General features: G+C 61.2%; 9 protein-coding genes and 2 tRNA genes. 3 read left to right on the top strand and 8 right to left on the bottom strand.

The features are described 5' to 3' along the window. Nucleotides 1–859 precede the first annotated feature (859 nt). Nucleotides 860–936 (bottom strand) — tRNA-Asp (locus ACYAR8_RS09240). 19 nt (nucleotides 937–955) lie between these two features. Continuing rightward, nucleotides 956–1,031 (bottom strand) — tRNA-Val (locus ACYAR8_RS09245). 159 nt (nucleotides 1,032–1,190) lie between these two features. Here ACYAR8_RS09245 and rdgC point away from each other — a divergent pair. Both rdgC and ACYAR8_RS09255 read left to right on the top strand, forming a co-directional pair. Then, nucleotides 1,191–2,111 carry a recombination-associated protein RdgC gene (rdgC, locus tag ACYAR8_RS09250; RefSeq protein WP_108122056.1) on the top strand — a complete coding sequence of 307 codons (921 nt, stop codon included), beginning with the start codon at nucleotides 1,191–1,193 and terminating at the stop codon, nucleotides 2,109–2,111. Nucleotides 2,112–2,253: 142 nt separating this feature from the next. Then, complete coding sequence (locus ACYAR8_RS09255) at nucleotides 2,254–3,216, top strand: bile acid:sodium symporter family protein (protein ID WP_074890614.1); 963 nt, start codon at nucleotides 2,254–2,256, stop codon at nucleotides 3,214–3,216. 222 nt (nucleotides 3,217–3,438) lie between these two features. Here the strand turns inward: ACYAR8_RS09255 and ACYAR8_RS09260 are convergent, their stop codons facing one another. After that, nucleotides 3,439–5,310 (bottom strand): MFS transporter, encoded by a 1,872-nt coding sequence (locus ACYAR8_RS09260; RefSeq protein ID WP_463579706.1) that lies wholly within the window; start codon nucleotides 5,308–5,310, stop codon nucleotides 3,439–3,441. Between the two features lie 142 nt (nucleotides 5,311–5,452). Then, nucleotides 5,453–6,595 carry a TDT family transporter gene (locus ACYAR8_RS09265; RefSeq protein WP_463579707.1) on the bottom strand — a complete coding sequence of 381 codons (1,143 nt, stop codon included), beginning with the start codon at nucleotides 6,593–6,595 and terminating at the stop codon, nucleotides 5,453–5,455. A gap of 323 nt (nucleotides 6,596–6,918) precedes the next feature. On the opposite strand from ACYAR8_RS09265, the gene ACYAR8_RS09270 reads away from it, so the two are divergent. Further along, nucleotides 6,919–10,392, top strand: a complete 3,474-nt coding sequence (locus ACYAR8_RS09270) for a hybrid sensor histidine kinase/response regulator (protein WP_463579708.1) — start codon at nucleotides 6,919–6,921, stop codon at nucleotides 10,390–10,392. A gap of 463 nt (nucleotides 10,393–10,855) precedes the next feature. On the opposite strand, the gene ACYAR8_RS09275 is transcribed toward ACYAR8_RS09270, so the two are convergent. The 4 genes from ACYAR8_RS09275 to cysK form a co-directional block, all read right to left on the bottom strand. After that, the gene (locus tag ACYAR8_RS09275; protein WP_074890621.1) at nucleotides 10,856–11,710 is read right to left on the bottom strand and encodes a DMT family transporter; all 855 of its coding nucleotides are present in this window, start codon (nucleotides 11,708–11,710) and stop codon (nucleotides 10,856–10,858) included. A gap of 394 nt (nucleotides 11,711–12,104) precedes the next feature. Next, nucleotides 12,105–13,427, bottom strand: a complete 1,323-nt coding sequence (locus ACYAR8_RS09280; protein ID WP_463579709.1) for an OprD family porin — start codon at nucleotides 13,425–13,427, stop codon at nucleotides 12,105–12,107. A gap of 185 nt (nucleotides 13,428–13,612) precedes the next feature. After that, on the bottom strand, nucleotides 13,613–14,551 hold the full coding sequence (locus tag ACYAR8_RS09285; protein WP_133773082.1) for an aspartyl/asparaginyl beta-hydroxylase domain-containing protein: 939 nt from the start codon (nucleotides 14,549–14,551) through the stop codon (nucleotides 13,613–13,615). A 328-nt stretch (nucleotides 14,552–14,879) separates the two neighbouring features. Further along, nucleotides 14,880–15,854 carry a cysteine synthase A gene (gene cysK, locus ACYAR8_RS09290; RefSeq protein WP_074890628.1) on the bottom strand — a complete coding sequence of 325 codons (975 nt, stop codon included), beginning with the start codon at nucleotides 15,852–15,854 and terminating at the stop codon, nucleotides 14,880–14,882. Nucleotides 15,855–15,875 lie beyond the last annotated feature (21 nt).

Consider the following 15,875-nt stretch of genomic DNA (forward strand, 5'->3'; position numbering starts at 1 on the left):
CGTTCAGGCGTTTAGGCGTTCAGGCGTTCAGAATCAAGAGCGTCGGCCTAACGGCCTCGGGTTTCGCCTTCGGCGAGTTACTTGATAAAGCCCCAAGTAACCAAGGGCTTGTGCTCCTGGTTGGGCTCCTCCTTCGTCGGAGTACCCTCACTCCGGTCTCGCTCCGTGGGCCCGCGCCGAACGGACATCCATGTCCGCAACGGCGCTCTCGCGGCATCCATGCCGCTCGGCCCACTGCGCGAAACCTGCGTTCAGCCTGCACCCAAGTCGCGATTGACGGTGTTTGAGCATTTTTGTGTAGGAAGATCAAAAGCGCTTTTAAGCAGATCAAAGGCTTCCCGGCTGAAGCCGGTCCCACAGTCGGTGGCGCCGCCACTTCTGCCGGATGCACGCGATGCCTTTAGTGGGACCGGCTTTAGCCGGGAAGAGGCCAGTTCAGGCGCTGACATTCGATCGTTCCCACGCTCCGCGTGGTAGCGCAGCCCCGGACGCTCTGCGTCCTGCAGGCGAGGCGGACTCATGTCTGGGCGATGGGACGCGGAGCGTCGTGGGAGGTATTACCACGCGGAGCGTGGGAACAATCAAAGCAGATCAAAGGCTTCCCGGCTGAAGCCGGTCCCACAGTCGGTGGCGCCGCCACTTCTGCCGGATGCAGGCGATGCCTTTAGTGGGACCGGCTTTAGCCGGGAAGAGGCCAGTTCAGGCGCTGACATTCGATCGTTCCCACGCTCCGCGTGGTAATGCAGCCCCGGACGCTCTGCGTCCTGTAGGCATCCACCAAATCCCGGGCACAAAAAAAGCGACCCTAAGGTCGCTCTCTTTGTCGTTACGAGGAGTTCAAGGGCCTCGTAACTCAATATGGCGCAGCGGACGGGACTCGAACCCGCGACCCCCGGCGTGACAGGCCGGTATTCTAACCGACTGAACTACCGCTGCGCGTAACACTTGAAACGAATGGTGGGTGATGACGGGATCGAACCGCCGACATTCTGCTTGTAAGGCAGACGCTCTCCCAGCTGAGCTAATCACCCTTCGCTTCGGTGTGGCGCGCATTCTACGGAGCGATCAAAAAGCTGGCAAGCACTTTTTGAAATAAATTTTATAATCCTTCCAAAGGCTTACATCAGGGTTGGCCGCAGGGTCGCAGCAGCGAATAATGCCCCCCTTTGTATAAAGGAGAGATGTACCCCATGTGGTTCAAAAACCTGCTTGTGTATCGCCTGACCCAGGACCTGCCATTTGACGCCGAGGCGCTGGAAACCGCATTGGCGACCAAGCCTGCACGTGCCTGTGCCAGCCAGGAGTTGACCACTTACGGTTTCATCGCCCCGTTCGGCAAGGGCGAAGACGCGCCACTGGTGCACGTCAGCGGTGACTTCATGCTGATTTCGGCGCGCAAGGAAGAACGCATCCTGCCCGGCAGCGTGGTCAACGATGCATTGAAAGAGAAAGTCGAAGAGATCGAGACCGAGCAGATGCGCAAGGTCTACAAGAAGGAACGCGATCAGCTCAAGGATGAAATCATCCAGGCGTTCTTGCCTCGCGCCTTTATCCGCCGCTCGGCCACCTTCGCCGCCATCGCTCCCAAGCAAGGCGTGATTCTGGTCAACGCTTCCAGCCCGAAGCGCGCCGAAGACCTGCTGTCGACCCTGCGTGAAGTGGTCGGCTCGCTGCCCGTCCGTCCCGTGACCGTAAAGACCGCGCCAACCGCCGTCATGACCGAATGGGTCAAGACCAGCCAGACCGCCGAGCACTTCTTCGTGCTGGACGAGTGCGAACTGCGCGACACCCACGAAGACGGCGGCATTGTGAAATGCAAACGTCAAGACCTGACCAGCGACGAAATCCAGCTGCACCTGAGCACCGGCAAAGTCGTCACTCAACTGTCGCTGGCGTGGCAGGACAAGCTGTCGTTCGTGCTGGACGACAAACTCGGCATCAAACGCCTGAAGTTCGAAGACCTGCTGCAGGATGAAGCCGAGCAGAACGGCGGCGACGATGCGCTGGGCCAGCAGGACGCCAGCTTCACCCTGATGATGCTGACGTTCGGCGAGTTCCTGCCGCAATTGATGGAAGCGCTGGGCGGCGAAGAGATTCCTCAGGGGATCTGATTTCACCTCTCTCTGCAGGAGCCGGCTTGCTGGCGAACGCATCACGTCAGCTCACTTAAATGTTGCTGATACGCCGCGTTCGCCAGCAAGCCGGCGCTTACAGGTTCCACGTCCACTTCATACCAATAAAAAGGAGCAGGCCATGCGTGCCCTGGCTGCGTTGAGTCGTTTTGTCGGTAATACCTTCGCGTACTGGGTGCTGCTGTTTGCCGTGCTGGCGTTCCTGTTCCCGTCCTGGTTCATCGGCCTCAAGTCGTACATCGTGCCTTTGCTGGGGCTGGTGATGTTCGGCATGGGCCTGACCCTCAAGCTCGATGATTTTTCTGAAGTCGTGCGTCATCCCTGGCGCGTGGCTCTCGGGGTGGTCGCGCATTTCGTGATCATGCCCGGCGTGGCCTGGCTGCTTTGCCAGCTGTTTCACCTGCCCCCGGAAATCGCCGTCGGTGTGATTCTGGTCGGCTGCTGCCCGAGCGGCACATCGTCCAATGTCATGACCTGGCTGGCGAAGGGTGACCTGGCACTATCGGTGGCCATCGCCGCCGTCACCACCCTCCTCGCCCCGCTGCTGACCCCGGCGCTGATCTGGCTGCTGGCCTCGGCGTGGTTGCCGGTGTCTTTCATGGAAATGTTCTGGTCGATCCTGCAACTGGTCATGCTGCCGATCGTGCTGGGCGTCATCGCTCAACGCCTGCTGGGCGCCAAGGTAAGTTTTGCCGTCGACGTGCTGCCGCTGGTGTCGGTGGTGAGTATCGTGATGATCGTCTGCGCGGTGGTGGCAGCGAGTCAGGCGAAGATTGCCGAATCAGGCCTGCTGATCATGGCGGTGGTGATCCTGCACAACAGCTTCGGTTTTCTGCTGGGTTACTTCACCGGCAAGCTGTTCAAGCTGCCGCTGGCCCAGCGCAAATCGCTGTCTCTGGAAGTCGGCATGCAGAACTCCGGCCTCGGCGCCGCCCTGGCCGCCGCGCACTTCTCACCACTGGCGGCGGTGCCCAGCGCACTGTTCAGCGTCTGGCACAACATTTCGGGCGCGTTGCTTTCGACGTACTTCCGCAAGATGACACCGGATGTGGTGGTGGAGGAAGAGAAGCCAGTGGTGGGTTGATCAGCCGCGAAGCTGGCTTGCTCTCTGTAGGAGTGAGCTTGCTCGCGAAGACGGTATTCCTGCCGCTGAAAATTTAGCGGATGTACCCACCTCTTCGTGAGCAAGCTCACTCCCACAGGTCCGTCTTTCGCAGGTGATCTGTCGCAGGTCAACCAGCAGTCTCCCGCAGGCTATTCAGCAGTCTGAAATATCGGATCCCTGATCAACACACCGCCCCTCTGACTAACGCACCGTCCCCCGCAACTCCGCCACCCGCTCACGCACCAGCGCCGGTTGCGACTCCTCACCCGTCAACGCCGGACCGGCCACAAGGGTCACTCGCGACCACAGCCTGCGAAACACGCCCTTGTTCGGGTCGCGGCTGAAGAAACTGCCCCACAACCCCTGCAGCGCCAGCGGAATCACCGGCACGTCGGTTTCCTGCAAGATCCGGGTCATGCCGCTTTTAAAGGTGTCGATCTCGCCGTCGGTGGTCAGCTTGCCCTCCGGGAAGATGCACACCAGCTCGCCTTCATTGAGGTAATGGGCGATGCGTTCGAACGCTTTGTCGAACACCGCCTTGTCCTCCTTGATCCCGGCAATCGGGATCGCGCCCGCGGTGCGGAACACGAAATTCAGCACCGGCAGGTTGAAGATCTTGTAGTACATGACGAAGCGGATCGGCCGGCGCACCGAGCCGGCAATCAACAGCGCATCGACGAACGACACATGGTTGCAGACCAGCAATGCCGCGCCCTCATCCGGGATCTGGTCGAGGTCGCGATGCTCCACGCGGTACATGGAATGGCTGAGCAGCCAGATCATGAAGCGCATGGTGAACTCGGGCACGATTTTGAAGATGTAGGCATTGACCGCGATGTTCATCAGCGAGACGACGAGGAACAACTGCGGGATCGACAGTTTCGCCACGCTCAGCAAGATGATCGAAACGATCGCCGAGACCACCATGAACAGCGCGTTGAGGATGTTGTTGGACGCAATGACCCGCGAGCGCTCTTTCTCCGGCGTGCGCGACTGGATCAGCGCGTACAGCGGCACGATGTAAAACCCGCCGAAGACGCCGATGCCGAGGATGTCCAGCAACACCCACCACGCCTGCCCGTAACCCAGAATCGCCAGCCAGTTATTGGCCTGTACGTTCTGCGGGAAACCACCGGAATGCCACCAGAGCAACAAACCGAACACGGTCAGGCCCATGGAGCCGAACGGCACCAGACCGATCTCCACTTTGCGCCCGGACAGTCGTTCGCAGAGCATGGAGCCGGCGGCAATGCCGATGGAGAATACGGTCAGAATCAGGGTGACGACGGTTTCATCGCCGTACAGAAACTCCTTGGCGTAGGCCGGGATCTGCGTCAGATAAATCGCTCCGACGAACCAGAACCATGAGTTGCCGACGATGGAGCGGGACACCGCTTTGGTCTGGCCCAGTCCGAGTTTCAGGGTGGCCCAGGATTCGCTGAAGATGTTCCAGTTAAGGCGCATGTCCGGCGAAGCGGCCGCTGCCGGCGGAATGCCCCGGCTGGCGAGATACCCCAGGCACGCCACCGAGACCATCGCTGCCGCCACGATGGGCGCGTAATGGGTCGCCGACATCATCACGCCCGCGCCGATGGTGCCGGCGAGGATCGCCAGAAACGTGCCCATTTCCACCAGGCCGTTGCCGCCCACCAGTTCGTTCTCATGCAGGTGCTGGGGCAGGATCGAGTACTTCACCGGCCCGAACAGCGCCGAGTGAGTACCCATCGCGAACAGTGCGGCCAGCATCAGCGACAGGTGATTGAAGAGAAAGCCCGTTGCCCCCACGACCATGATCACGATCTCCAGGACCTTGATCATGCGGATCAGCTTGTCCTTGGGGTATTTCTCGCCGAACTGCCCGGCCAGCGCCGAGAACAGAAAGAACGGCAGGATGAACAGCAAGGCGCAGAGGTTGACGTAGATGGACCGGTCACCGTCGATGCTCAGCTTGTAGAGAATGGCGAGGATCAGCGACTGCTTGAAGATATTGTCGTTGAACGCCCCGAGGGACTGGGTCACGAAAAACGGCAGAAAGCGCCGCTTACCCAACAAACTGAACTGCGACTGACTCATCTTCCCTGGTCCTGAGTGGCGCCGGTGTCGGCTTTCTTATGGGAACGCCGAACGGCGGTTCCGGGCCACATTGAAGACGACACCGGCGGCAAAGTCGAGCATGCGCTCGATCGGATAGTCCGTTAGAGCGTGGGAGCGGTATCTAGCGTAAGCCAGCGATGCACGGCGAAACGAACAGCTCGCCTTTATAGGCCCCGCTCACGGTGCGCTTCATGATCACGAGCCACAGCGCTGTCAGCGCAGCGACCAGCACGCTGCCCAGGGCCGCGAAGAACCCGAGATGAAGCACCGCACCCAGCTTCAGGGTAGTCAGCGCGAACACGCCCAGTGGAAAGGTAAAGCCCCACCAGCCCAGGTTGAACGGGATGCCGTTGCGCAGATAACGCGCGGTGATCAGCAGCGCCATCAGGCACCACCACACGCCGACACCCCATAAAATCACGCCGCCGATCAGGCCAAGGCCCGACGCGATTTCGCCGACGCCGGGCAAGCCGTTGGCGTTGAAGATCAGCGGCGAATCGGCGCCCAGCACAATCAGGCCGAACGCGCCGGTGCTGATCGGCCCCAGGGCCAGCCAGCTCGACGCAGCCATGCTTTCGTGGGGCAGTTTGTGCAAGGCCATGCGCAGCAACAGGATGGTCAGGATACTGAACGCCACCGGCACCGACATCGCCCACAGCACGTAACTGGTGATGAGCACGCTGAACTGGCCGTGAGGATCGGACAGGTGAGGCGCCAACAGCCCGCCGCTGACCGCCGCCACTTCACAGGCCACAAGGGGCAGAAGCCAGACGGCGGTCATCTGATCGATACGGTGTTCCTGGCGAGTGAACATCAAAAACGGGATGAGCACGCCGCAGGCCAGGGACATCGCCACGTCCAGCCACCACAACAGCTCGGCGAACGGCAGCACGGCATCGCCCCAACGTGGCAGGCCGAAAGTCAGCAGTCCGTTAATCAGTGTCGCCAGGCCCATGGGAATCGTGCCGAAAAACATCGACACCGTGGAATGCCCGAACACCCGCCGCGCCTCGTCGAAAAACATCACCCAGCGGGCGATATAGAGCGCACTGAAGGTCAGGAACAGGACGACGTTCAGCATCCACAACGCTTCGGCCAGTTGGTACAGGCCGGGAATGGCCAGCGGAAGCTGCATCAGCACCGCCGAAAGAATGCCGGTGCCCATGGTCGCGGCGAACCAGTTAGGGGTGAATTGACGGATGACTTCCCGGGGATGGCTCAGTTGCCTGAAGGGTCTTTGCGGGATGAAGATGGCGTGGGTCATGGCGAGCTCCTGTCCTCGTGTGAGGTGGTCCCCATAGTAGGGCGGCACCTGATATCGAATAAGCGGGTAATTTAGCTATGCCTCATAGATTTCCCCGATATATAGGTGCCGACTGAAAACATAGGCATCAGAGCACCCTCGACACTGACTGCACGCGCTGCTTTTAGTGGGACCGGCTTTAGCCGGGAAAGGGCCGTTGCAAACGCTCTAGATGCGCCGCTCAGACCATGGTCGAAACAGACGAACCCCACGCGGCGTGCGAGACTGTCCGGCCGGCGAGGGATCGCCACCGAAACCGCTAGCCGTTTGTCTCTGGAGTTCCCATGTCGCTGTCCAGCGGGCTGATCGCTGCCGTCGCCCTGGCCTATATGGCCATCATGTTCGCCATCGCCTTCTACGGTGACCGTCGCAGCACCCCGCTGCCGCCGCGCCTTCGCGCCTGGGTGTATAGCCTGTCGCTGGCGGTTTACTGCACCAGCTGGACGTTTTTCGGCTCGGTCGGCCAGGCAGCCGAACAACTGTGGTCGTTTCTGCCGATCTACCTGGGCCCGATTTTGCTGTTGCTGCTGGCGCCCTGGGTGCTGCAGAAAATGGTGCTGATCAGCAAACAGGAAAACATCACCTCAATCGCCGACTTCATCGCCGCGCGCTACGGCAAGTCGCAAACTTTGGCCGTCGTCGTCGCGCTGATCTGCCTGATCGGCGTGTTGCCCTACATCGCGCTGCAGCTCAAGGGCATCGTGCTGGGGGTGAACATTCTCATTGGTGCCGGCGCCGACGCCACCGGCACGCGCGCCCAGGACACCGCGCTGATCGTGTCGCTGGTGCTGGCGCTGTTCACCATCGTCTTCGGCACACGCAACCTTGACGCCACCGAACACCACCGCGGCATGGTCCTGGCGATTGCCTTCGAGTCGCTGGTCAAGCTGTTCGCCTTTATGGCCGTCGGCGCGTTCGTGACCTTCGGGCTGTACGACGGCGTGGACGACCTGTTCAACCAGGCCATGCTCGCGCCGCGCCTGGAGGAGTACTGGAAAGAAACGGTCAACTGGCCGTCGATGGTGGTGCAGACCGGCGTCGCCATGATGGCGATCATCTGCCTGCCCCGGCAGTTTCACGTCACCGTGGTGGAGAACATCGAGCCCGAGGATTTACGCCTGGCCAAATGGGTATTCCCCGCGTACCTGCTGCTGGCAGCCGTATTCGTGGTGCCGATTGCGCTGGCCGGACAGATGCTGTTGCCCGCCTCGGTGCTGCCGGACTCGTTCGTGATCAGCGTGCCGTTGGCCCACGCCCACCCGGCGCTGGCGATGCTTGCATTCATCGGCGGCGCGTCGGCCGCCACCGGCATGGTGATCGTTGCCAGCGTCGCGCTGTCGACCATGGTCTCCAACGACATGCTGCTGCCGTGGCTGCTGCGGCGCAAAACCGCCGAGCGCCCGTTTGAAGTCTTCCGCCACTGGATGCTCTCGGTGCGCCGGGTCAGCATCGTCGTCATCCTGTTGCTCGCCTACGTCAGCTATCGGTTGCTCGGCTCCACCGCGAGCCTGGCGACCATCGGCCAGATCGCCTTCGCCGCCATCACCCAGCTGATGCCGGCGATGATCGGCGCGCTGTACTGGAAACCCGCCAATCGTCGCGGCGTGTTCGCCGGGCTCGCTGCCGGGGTGTTCATCTGGTTTTACACGCTTGTGCTGCCAATCACTGCCCACAGCATGGGCTGGTCGCTAAGCACTTTCCCGCTGCTGGCGTGGCTGCACAGCAACCCCTTCAATCTGCCGATCAGCCCGCTGACCCAAGGCGTGGTCCTGTCGATGCTCGGCAACCTGGCGTTGTTTGTGTGGGTCTCGCTGCTGTCGCGAACGCGCGTGTCGGAACACTGGCAGGCGGGCCGTTTCATCGGTCAAGAGTTGCAGGCGCGGCCCAACAACCGCTCGCTGCTGGCGGTGCAGATCGAGGACTTGCTTAAACTCTCGGCGCGCTTCGTGGGCGAAGAGCGGGCGCAACAAAGCTTCATCCGCTTCGCCTACCGCCAGGGCAAAGGCTTCAACCCTAACCAGAACGCAACCGGCGACTGGATCGCCCACACCGAACGTTTGCTGGCGGGGGTGCTGGGCACGTCGTCGACACGGGCCGTGGTCAAAGCGGCGATTGAAGGCCGCGACATGCAGCTCGAGGATGTGGTGCGCATCGCCGACGAAGCCTCCGAAGTGTTGCAGTTCAACCGAGCCCTGCTGCAGGGCGCTATCGAAAATATTACCCAGGGCATCAGCGTGGTGGATCAATCCCTGCGACTGGTGGCCTGGAACGCGCGCTATCTGGAGCTTTTCAATTACCCGGAAGGGCTGATCAGCGTGGGACGGCCCATCGCCGACATCATCCGCTACAACGCCGAGCGCGGTTTGCTCGGACCCGGCGAGGCCGAGGTGCACGTCGCCCGGCGGCTGCACTGGATGCGCCAGGGCCGCGCGCATACGTCCGAGCGGTTGTTTCCCAATGGCCAGGTGATCGAGCTGATCGGCAACCCGATGCCCGGCGGCGGCTTCGTCATGAGCTTCACTGACATCACCGCATTCCGCGAGGCCGAGCATGCGCTCAAGGGCGCCAACGAAAGTCTTGAGCAGCGCGTAGCTGAACGCACGCGGGAGCTGTCGCAGCTGAACACGGCACTGAGCGAAGCAAAGGCCCATGCGGAAGCCGCCAATCAGTCGAAAACGCGCTTTCTCGCCGCCGTCAGCCATGACCTGATGCAGCCGATGAACGCTGCGCGTTTGTTCTCTGCGGCGCTGCTGCACAACGACGACAATGTGCCCGCGGAGGCGAAACAGCTGATCCAGCATCTGGACAGTTCGCTGCGTTCGGCCGAAGACCTGATCAGCGACCTGCTGGATATTTCGCGTCTGGAGAACGGCAAGTTCACGCCGACCATCACGCCGTTCGCCTTGAATAATCTGTTTGAAACCCTCGGCGCCGAATTCAAGGCGCTGGCCCAGGAGCAGGGTCTGGATTTCCGCGTGCGCGGCAGCACGTTGCGCGTGGCCAGCGATGCCAAGCTGCTGCGGCGGGTGCTGCAGAACTTCCTGACCAATGCGTTTCGTTACGCCAAGGGGCCGATTCTGCTGGGGGTGCGGCGGCGGAACGGGCAGCTGAGCCTGGAGGTCTGGGACCGGGGTCCGGGCATTCCGGAAGACAAGCGGCAGGTGATTTTCGAGGAGTTCAAGCGTCTGGACAGCCATCAGACCCGCGCCGAGAAAGGCCTGGGGCTGGGACTGGCGATTGCCGACGGCTTGTGCCGCGTGCTTGGTCATTCCCTGGAAGTGCGTTCATGGCCAGGCCAGGGCAGCGTGTTCAGCGTTACGGTGCCGCTGGCGCCCGCCTTGCCGACGCCGGTCGCTGCGCCGACCGAACCTGTGCGCGCCGCGCTGAACGGCACGCAGATTCTGTGCGTCGACAACGAAGACAGTATCCTGATGGGCATGAACAGCCTGCTGAGCCGCTGGGGGTGTCAGGTCTGGACCGCGCGCAATCGCGAGGAATGCCAGGCCCTGCTCAACGACGGCATTCGTCCGCATCTGGCGTTGGTGGACTACCACCTGGACCACGGTGAAATCGGCACCGAACTGATGGGCTGGCTGCGTACGCAGCTGGGCGAGCCGGTCCCTGGCGTGGTCATCAGCGCCGACGGCCGCCCGGAGCTGATCACCCAGGTACACGCCGCCGGCCTCGAATACCTGGCCAAACCGGTGAAGCCCGCAGCGCTACGGGCGTTGTTGAGTCGGCATGTGCGGTTGGGTTGAGCGTCAGGTTGGTGGACACCAACATAATGCGAACGCCGATCCACTGTAGGAGCGCGCTTGCCCGCGATCGGCTGCGCAGCAGTCGTAAACCTGACGCCTCGGTTACGCCTGACACACCGCGTGCACCGGTTTGCTGCCGCTTCGCGCCAGATCGCGGGCAAGCGCGCTCCTACAGGTTCATCCGCAGCGTCCGAGGAATTCGCCTCAGACCACGATCCTTGCATCACGGTGGGCACATTCCGCCAAACCACGATCGGCGCATGGATGCTGCGGCAGAAGACGATCATTGTAGGAGTGAGCTTGCTCGCGATCGGCTGCGTAGCAGTCGTAAACCTGACGCCTCGGTTACCCCTGACACAACGCATGCACCGGTTTACTGCCGCTTCGCGCCAGATCGCGAGCAAGCTCACTCCTACAGGTTCATCCGCAGCGTCCGACGAGTTCGCCGGACGCTCGGCAGGTTCTACTCAACCTTCCTGAACACAAACACCAACCCCACCACGATCAGTACCATCCCCAGCATACTCATCAGCGCCAGGCGGTTGCCGTAGATCAGGTAGTCCATCATCGCGGTGACGCCGGGCACCAGGTAGAACAGGCTGGTGACGTTGACAAGATTGCCCTGGGCGATGAGCCGGTAGAGCAGGAACGTCGCCAGCACCGACACCACCAGCCCCATGTACAGCACCGGCACATAAAAGCCGATGCTGTGCTCGAAATGAAAAGGCTGAAACGGCACGAATACCGCACACACCACCGTCCCCGCAAGGTATTGCACCGGCAACGTGCCGAGGGGATTGTCAGTGATGCGCTTCTGCATGATCGAGCCGCCGGTCATGCTCAACATGCCAAGCACGCCGAAAGCCATGCCGGCGAGCGATCCGCCGTCGCCGATGCCTTGCCAGACCACCAGCACCAGACCCGCCAGCCCCAGACTCAGGCCGAACATGCGTGACCCCGAGCGGCTGCGCTCGACCAGCACGGCCGTCAGAATCGGTTGCACGCCCATGATCGTGGCCATCACGCCAGGCGCGACTTTCATGTCCAGCGCCAGCAGGTAGCAGATCTGATAAGCGCCCAGCAGCACAGCGCCCGTCATCAGGGCGAAGCCCATCGAGGCTCGTGTGGCGGGAAGCTTGTACCCCAAGGCCGGGATCAGAATCGCCAGCGCCCCCAGCGCCAGCAGAAAACGGAACAGCAAAAAAGCAAAAGGAGAAGCGTGGGTCAGGCCCCACTTGGAAACAATTGCGCCGCTGCTCCAGAGCAGGACGAAAAGCGTCGTCGTGGCCATCGAGGCCAAGGCTTTATGAGCGAACATGAGTCACCTGTGATTCAGACAAAATCGGACCCGGCACGAACCGGATTCACGGATGTTTTGCGAACGTTTGCAGGCTTCGGTCGACAGCGTTGAGGCAGTCGATCAGCCGAGCGCAACGACGCCTGGCGGTGCAACGGCGCACACGACAGGGCTATTCACAGGTGGGGGTGGCGGGTAGCGCGTGATGAAAGCGATTTGCATGCAGCCGCACGGTTCCGCAACAGCGCGAGCCGTGGCGGAGAAAGCGAACCGGGTGCGGGATGCGGGCATCGTGTTCATCTTCTGAAGGAGTGACTCAGTGTTGCCAGGTGTTACAGCAACGAGGCCGACTATAAACAGCCGACGAGGTCTCGCGCAACAGCGTTTTGCACGTCGGCCAATTTGACCGGACGACTCAGTCCAGCAGGTTCAGCGGATACTGCACCACGATATACAAGCGGTCGATATCGTCGCCCCCCTCAGCGTCGTTACCCCGGTGCGAAACATGGGACACGTCGAACGACAGGTTTTTGGCCGGTCCCGACTGAACGACGTATTTCAGGTCGATGTCGCGCTCCCAGTGACGTCCGTCCTTGCCCTGAATCGGCTGATAACGTCCGGTGACGTCATCTAACGGCTGATACACCGCGCCCCGTGGCGCATGGGTGCCATCAATGCCGCTGCCGCGCACATAGCGGGTCATGAACGTGAGACCGGGAATGCCAACGGCGGCGAACGAAAGGTCGTAGCGCGCCTGCCACGACTGCTCATGCGCGCCGTTGAAGTCGGCGTATTTGATCGAGTTGGCCAGATAGATCGAGTCGCCCCCCACAAAGTCGAACGGCGTGTCGCCGTCGATCTTCTGCCAACCAAGGGAGAATCCCTGGGAGCCAACGCTGTATTTCGCCAGCAGGCTGTAAGCGGTGTTACTCAGTGCGCCTGCCTTTGCGTCGCCCTGATCCAGGGTGCGGTAGAGATTGCCGTCCAGCAAAAACGAACTGTTGTCCGACAGCACGCTCAAGTGATGCAGATTGGTGTAGTACTGCCGCCAGGTGTCAGTGAGCTGTGAGGCGTACACCGAGCCGCCGAATGGAGAATCGCCAGTGGTCTCGACACCCATCAGACTCAGCGACGAACCGCGGGTGCTGGCACCGTAGCCATCGAAATCGCCCTTGGCTGTCGAAGCGTTTTGGTTCTTGAAGGCGGTAAAGTGCCCGGCCACCAGCTTCAGTCCATCGACGTCGCGGCTGTCAAGATAAAAGCCCGTGGCGTACTCCGGTTGCAGGCGCTTGTCGCCGGTATCCAGCACGGGGGTTTCCACTTCCATTTCGCCAAACTTCAGCGTGGTCTTCGAAATCCTCAGTTTGAGCGCGCCGCCCGCATCGGAATAATCGTCGGCAGCTCGTCCGTCATCGCCCAGCGGCAACAGACCGGTTCCGGCTCGCCCCTTTCCGCTGTCGAGTTTCAGGCCGTAGAACGCATGCGCATCGACGCCGAACCCGACAGTGCCTTGGGTGAACCCTGATTGCAGATTGGCGATAAACCCCTGCGCCCACTCCTGGCGGTAACTCTGCCCGGCGTGCCCTGTGCGGTAGTCGTTATCCAGAAAGAAGTTGCGTGCCAGCACATTCAGCGAGGTATCGGCGAGAAAACCATGTTCCTCATCGGTAGTGGCCGCCATCAGGTTGCTGGAGCATGAGAGTAACGCGAGAGACAACAGGGATATTCGGCTTGCCATGGATCTGCCTTCGTCAAAGGGTTCCTGGCAAAAAGGCGTGATGACGACAACCAGGAGCATTCAATGGTCGGCGCAGGGTGGTTCGCGGGATTGAATGGGCGTGCTATTAGCCATGAATGGCCGTCCGCCAGAAACAAAAAAGCGCCGCTGCACAGGGTGCAACGGCGCTTGATAAAGCCGTTCGTTCAGCCGAACAACCAGTAGCCCAGCAGCGTCAGCACGATCACCGCCAGCACCGGACGCAGGATGCGATAGGCCTTGGGGTTGGCGCGTTTGAACTGCTTGACCTTGCCGCTGAAGCTGTTGCTGAAGCGCTTGCTGAACGCATAGGCCTGATTGATCCCGCCGACGCGTTCGTCATCGGTGTTCTGCGGCGCCGTGGCACGGCCCAGAAACGCGCTGACGCGGCGGTTGACGGCAGTCATGAAGCGATTGCTCAACGGTCGCTCGATGTCGCAGAACAGGATCACGCGGGTGACGTCGGTTTCGTTCTTGACCCAGTGCACGTAGGTTTCATCGAACATCACGTCGTCGCCGTCGCGCCAGGCGTAGACCTGACCGTCGACGAAGATGCGGCAATCGTCGGAGTTCGGCGTCGACAAGCCCAGGTGATAACGCAGCGAGCCGGCGAACGGGTCGCGGTGCGGGTTCAGGTGGCTGCCGCCGGGCAAAAGCGCAAACATCGCGCCTTTGACGTTTGGAATGCGGCTGACCAGTTCAACCGTCTTGGGGCACAACGCCTCGGCGGATGGCAGCGGTTTGTCGTACCACTTGAGGTAAAAACGCTTCCAGCCCTTTTTGAAGAACGAACCGAAACCCGCGTCGTTGTCCTTGGCAGCGGCACGGATATAGCCTTCGTCGAACAGGTGCATGGCTTCGTCGCGGATGGTTTCCCAGTTGTCGCGCAGCACATCGAGTTCTGGAAACTTGCTGCGGTCCAGGTACGGCTTGGACGGCACGCTGGAGAACAGGTACATCAAAGCGTTATACGGGGCGAACAGTGCGGAGTGATTCACGAACTGGCGCAATACCGGCAAACGCGCCTTGCCGCGCAGATGCACGTACAGCGTGCTGCCGACAAACAGCAGCAGAATCGCCGCTTTGACAGCAAAAGAAAGGGTCATGAAACTCTCCTTGGAACAGGCAAAAATCTGGCGGCACGATAAAAACGATTGTGGGAGCGTGGCTTGTCCCGCGATCTGCCGGAAACCGGCAGCAAAACCTAGCGATGCGTTGCAATTGACACACCGTGTTAGCAGAGATCACGACGACTGCGTCGCCGATCGCGGGACAAGCCACGCTCCTACATGAATCAACAGCACGCGGCGTGCGGATTCTAGTGCAACACAAAACCCGACGGATGAGCTGGGACAATCACACGGCGGGTTTCGAATGGCGGTCATCATAAGCTTTAGTCCGCCGCGTAAAAAGCCGAAGCGGATGCGGACACGACTATTGGGTCAGCTCGCGTTCAGTAAACAGGTCGCTGAAGAGCATGCTCGACAAGTAGCGCTCACCCGAGTCCGGCAGTACCACCACGATCGTCTTGCCCTGCATTTCCGGCTTCTCGGCCAGACGCACCGCTGCGTGCATGGCCGCGCCGCAGGAGATACCGCAAAGAATCCCCTCCTCCTGCATCAGCCGCAGGGCCATGGCCTTGGCTTCTTCATCACTGACCAGTTCGACGCGATCAACAATCGAAAGGTCGAGGTTTTTCGGGATAAAACCCGCGCCGATGCCCTGAATCTTGTGCGGGTTGGGCTTGATCTCTTCACCGGCCATCGCCTGGGTGATGATCGGCGAGCCCATGGGTTCGACAGCCACCGAAATAATCGGCTTGCCCATGGCGTGCTTGATGTAGCGCGAGACCCCGGTGATCGTGCCGCCAGTGCCGACGCCCGCCACCAGCACGTCGATGGCGCCGTCAGTGTCGTTCCAGATTTCCGGGCCGGTGGTCTTCTCGTGAATGGCGGGGTTGGCCGGGTTTTCGAACTGCGCCGGCATGAAGTACGTGGCGGGATCACTGGCGAGCAGCTCCTCGGCCTTGGCGATGGAGCCTTTCATGCCCTGCGCCGGCTCGGTCAACACCAGTTCCGCGCCCAAGGCCTTGAGCACCTTGCGCCGCTCTATACTCATCGAGGCCGGCATGGTCAGGGTCAGCTTGTAGCCACGGGCTGCGGCGACAAACGCAAGGCCGATGCCGGTATTGCCGGAGGTGGGTTCGACGATGGTCATGCCGGGCTTGAGTTTGCCGCTGCTTTCGGCGTCCCAGATCATGTTCGCGCCGATCCGACACTTGACGGAATAGCCCGGATTACGCCCCTCGATCTTGGCCAGGATGGTGACCCCGCGTGGCGCGATGCGGTTGATCTGCACCAGTGGCGTATTGCCGATGGAATGGGCGTTATCTGCGTAAATACGGCTCATGACCGGGTCCTTGTGCAGGTT

The sequence above is a fragment of the Pseudomonas sp. HP_01 genome (genome assembly GCF_055284355.1).

What these genes read in the sequence shown, in the direction of transcription:
- rdgC (WP_108122056.1), top strand. Translation starts at nt 1,191, where the DNA reads ATGTGGTTCAAAAACCTGCTTGTGTATCGCCTGACCCAGGACCTGCCA.
- ACYAR8_RS09255 (WP_074890614.1), top strand. Translation starts at nt 2,254, where the DNA reads ATGCGTGCCCTGGCTGCGTTGAGTCGTTTTGTCGGTAATACCTTCGCG.
- ACYAR8_RS09260 (WP_463579706.1), bottom strand. Translation starts at nt 5,310, where the DNA reads ATGAGTCAGTCGCAGTTCAGTTTGTTGGGTAAGCGGCGCTTTCTGCCG.
- ACYAR8_RS09265 (WP_463579707.1), bottom strand. Translation starts at nt 6,595, where the DNA reads ATGACCCACGCCATCTTCATCCCGCAAAGACCCTTCAGGCAACTGAGC.
- ACYAR8_RS09270 (WP_463579708.1), top strand. Translation starts at nt 6,919, where the DNA reads ATGTCGCTGTCCAGCGGGCTGATCGCTGCCGTCGCCCTGGCCTATATG.
- ACYAR8_RS09275 (WP_074890621.1), bottom strand. Translation starts at nt 11,710, where the DNA reads ATGTTCGCTCATAAAGCCTTGGCCTCGATGGCCACGACGACGCTTTTC.
- ACYAR8_RS09280 (WP_463579709.1), bottom strand. Translation starts at nt 13,427, where the DNA reads ATGGCAAGCCGAATATCCCTGTTGTCTCTCGCGTTACTCTCATGCTCC.
- ACYAR8_RS09285 (WP_133773082.1), bottom strand. Translation starts at nt 14,551, where the DNA reads ATGACCCTTTCTTTTGCTGTCAAAGCGGCGATTCTGCTGCTGTTTGTC.
- cysK (WP_074890628.1), bottom strand. Translation starts at nt 15,854, where the DNA reads ATGAGCCGTATTTACGCAGATAACGCCCATTCCATCGGCAATACGCCA.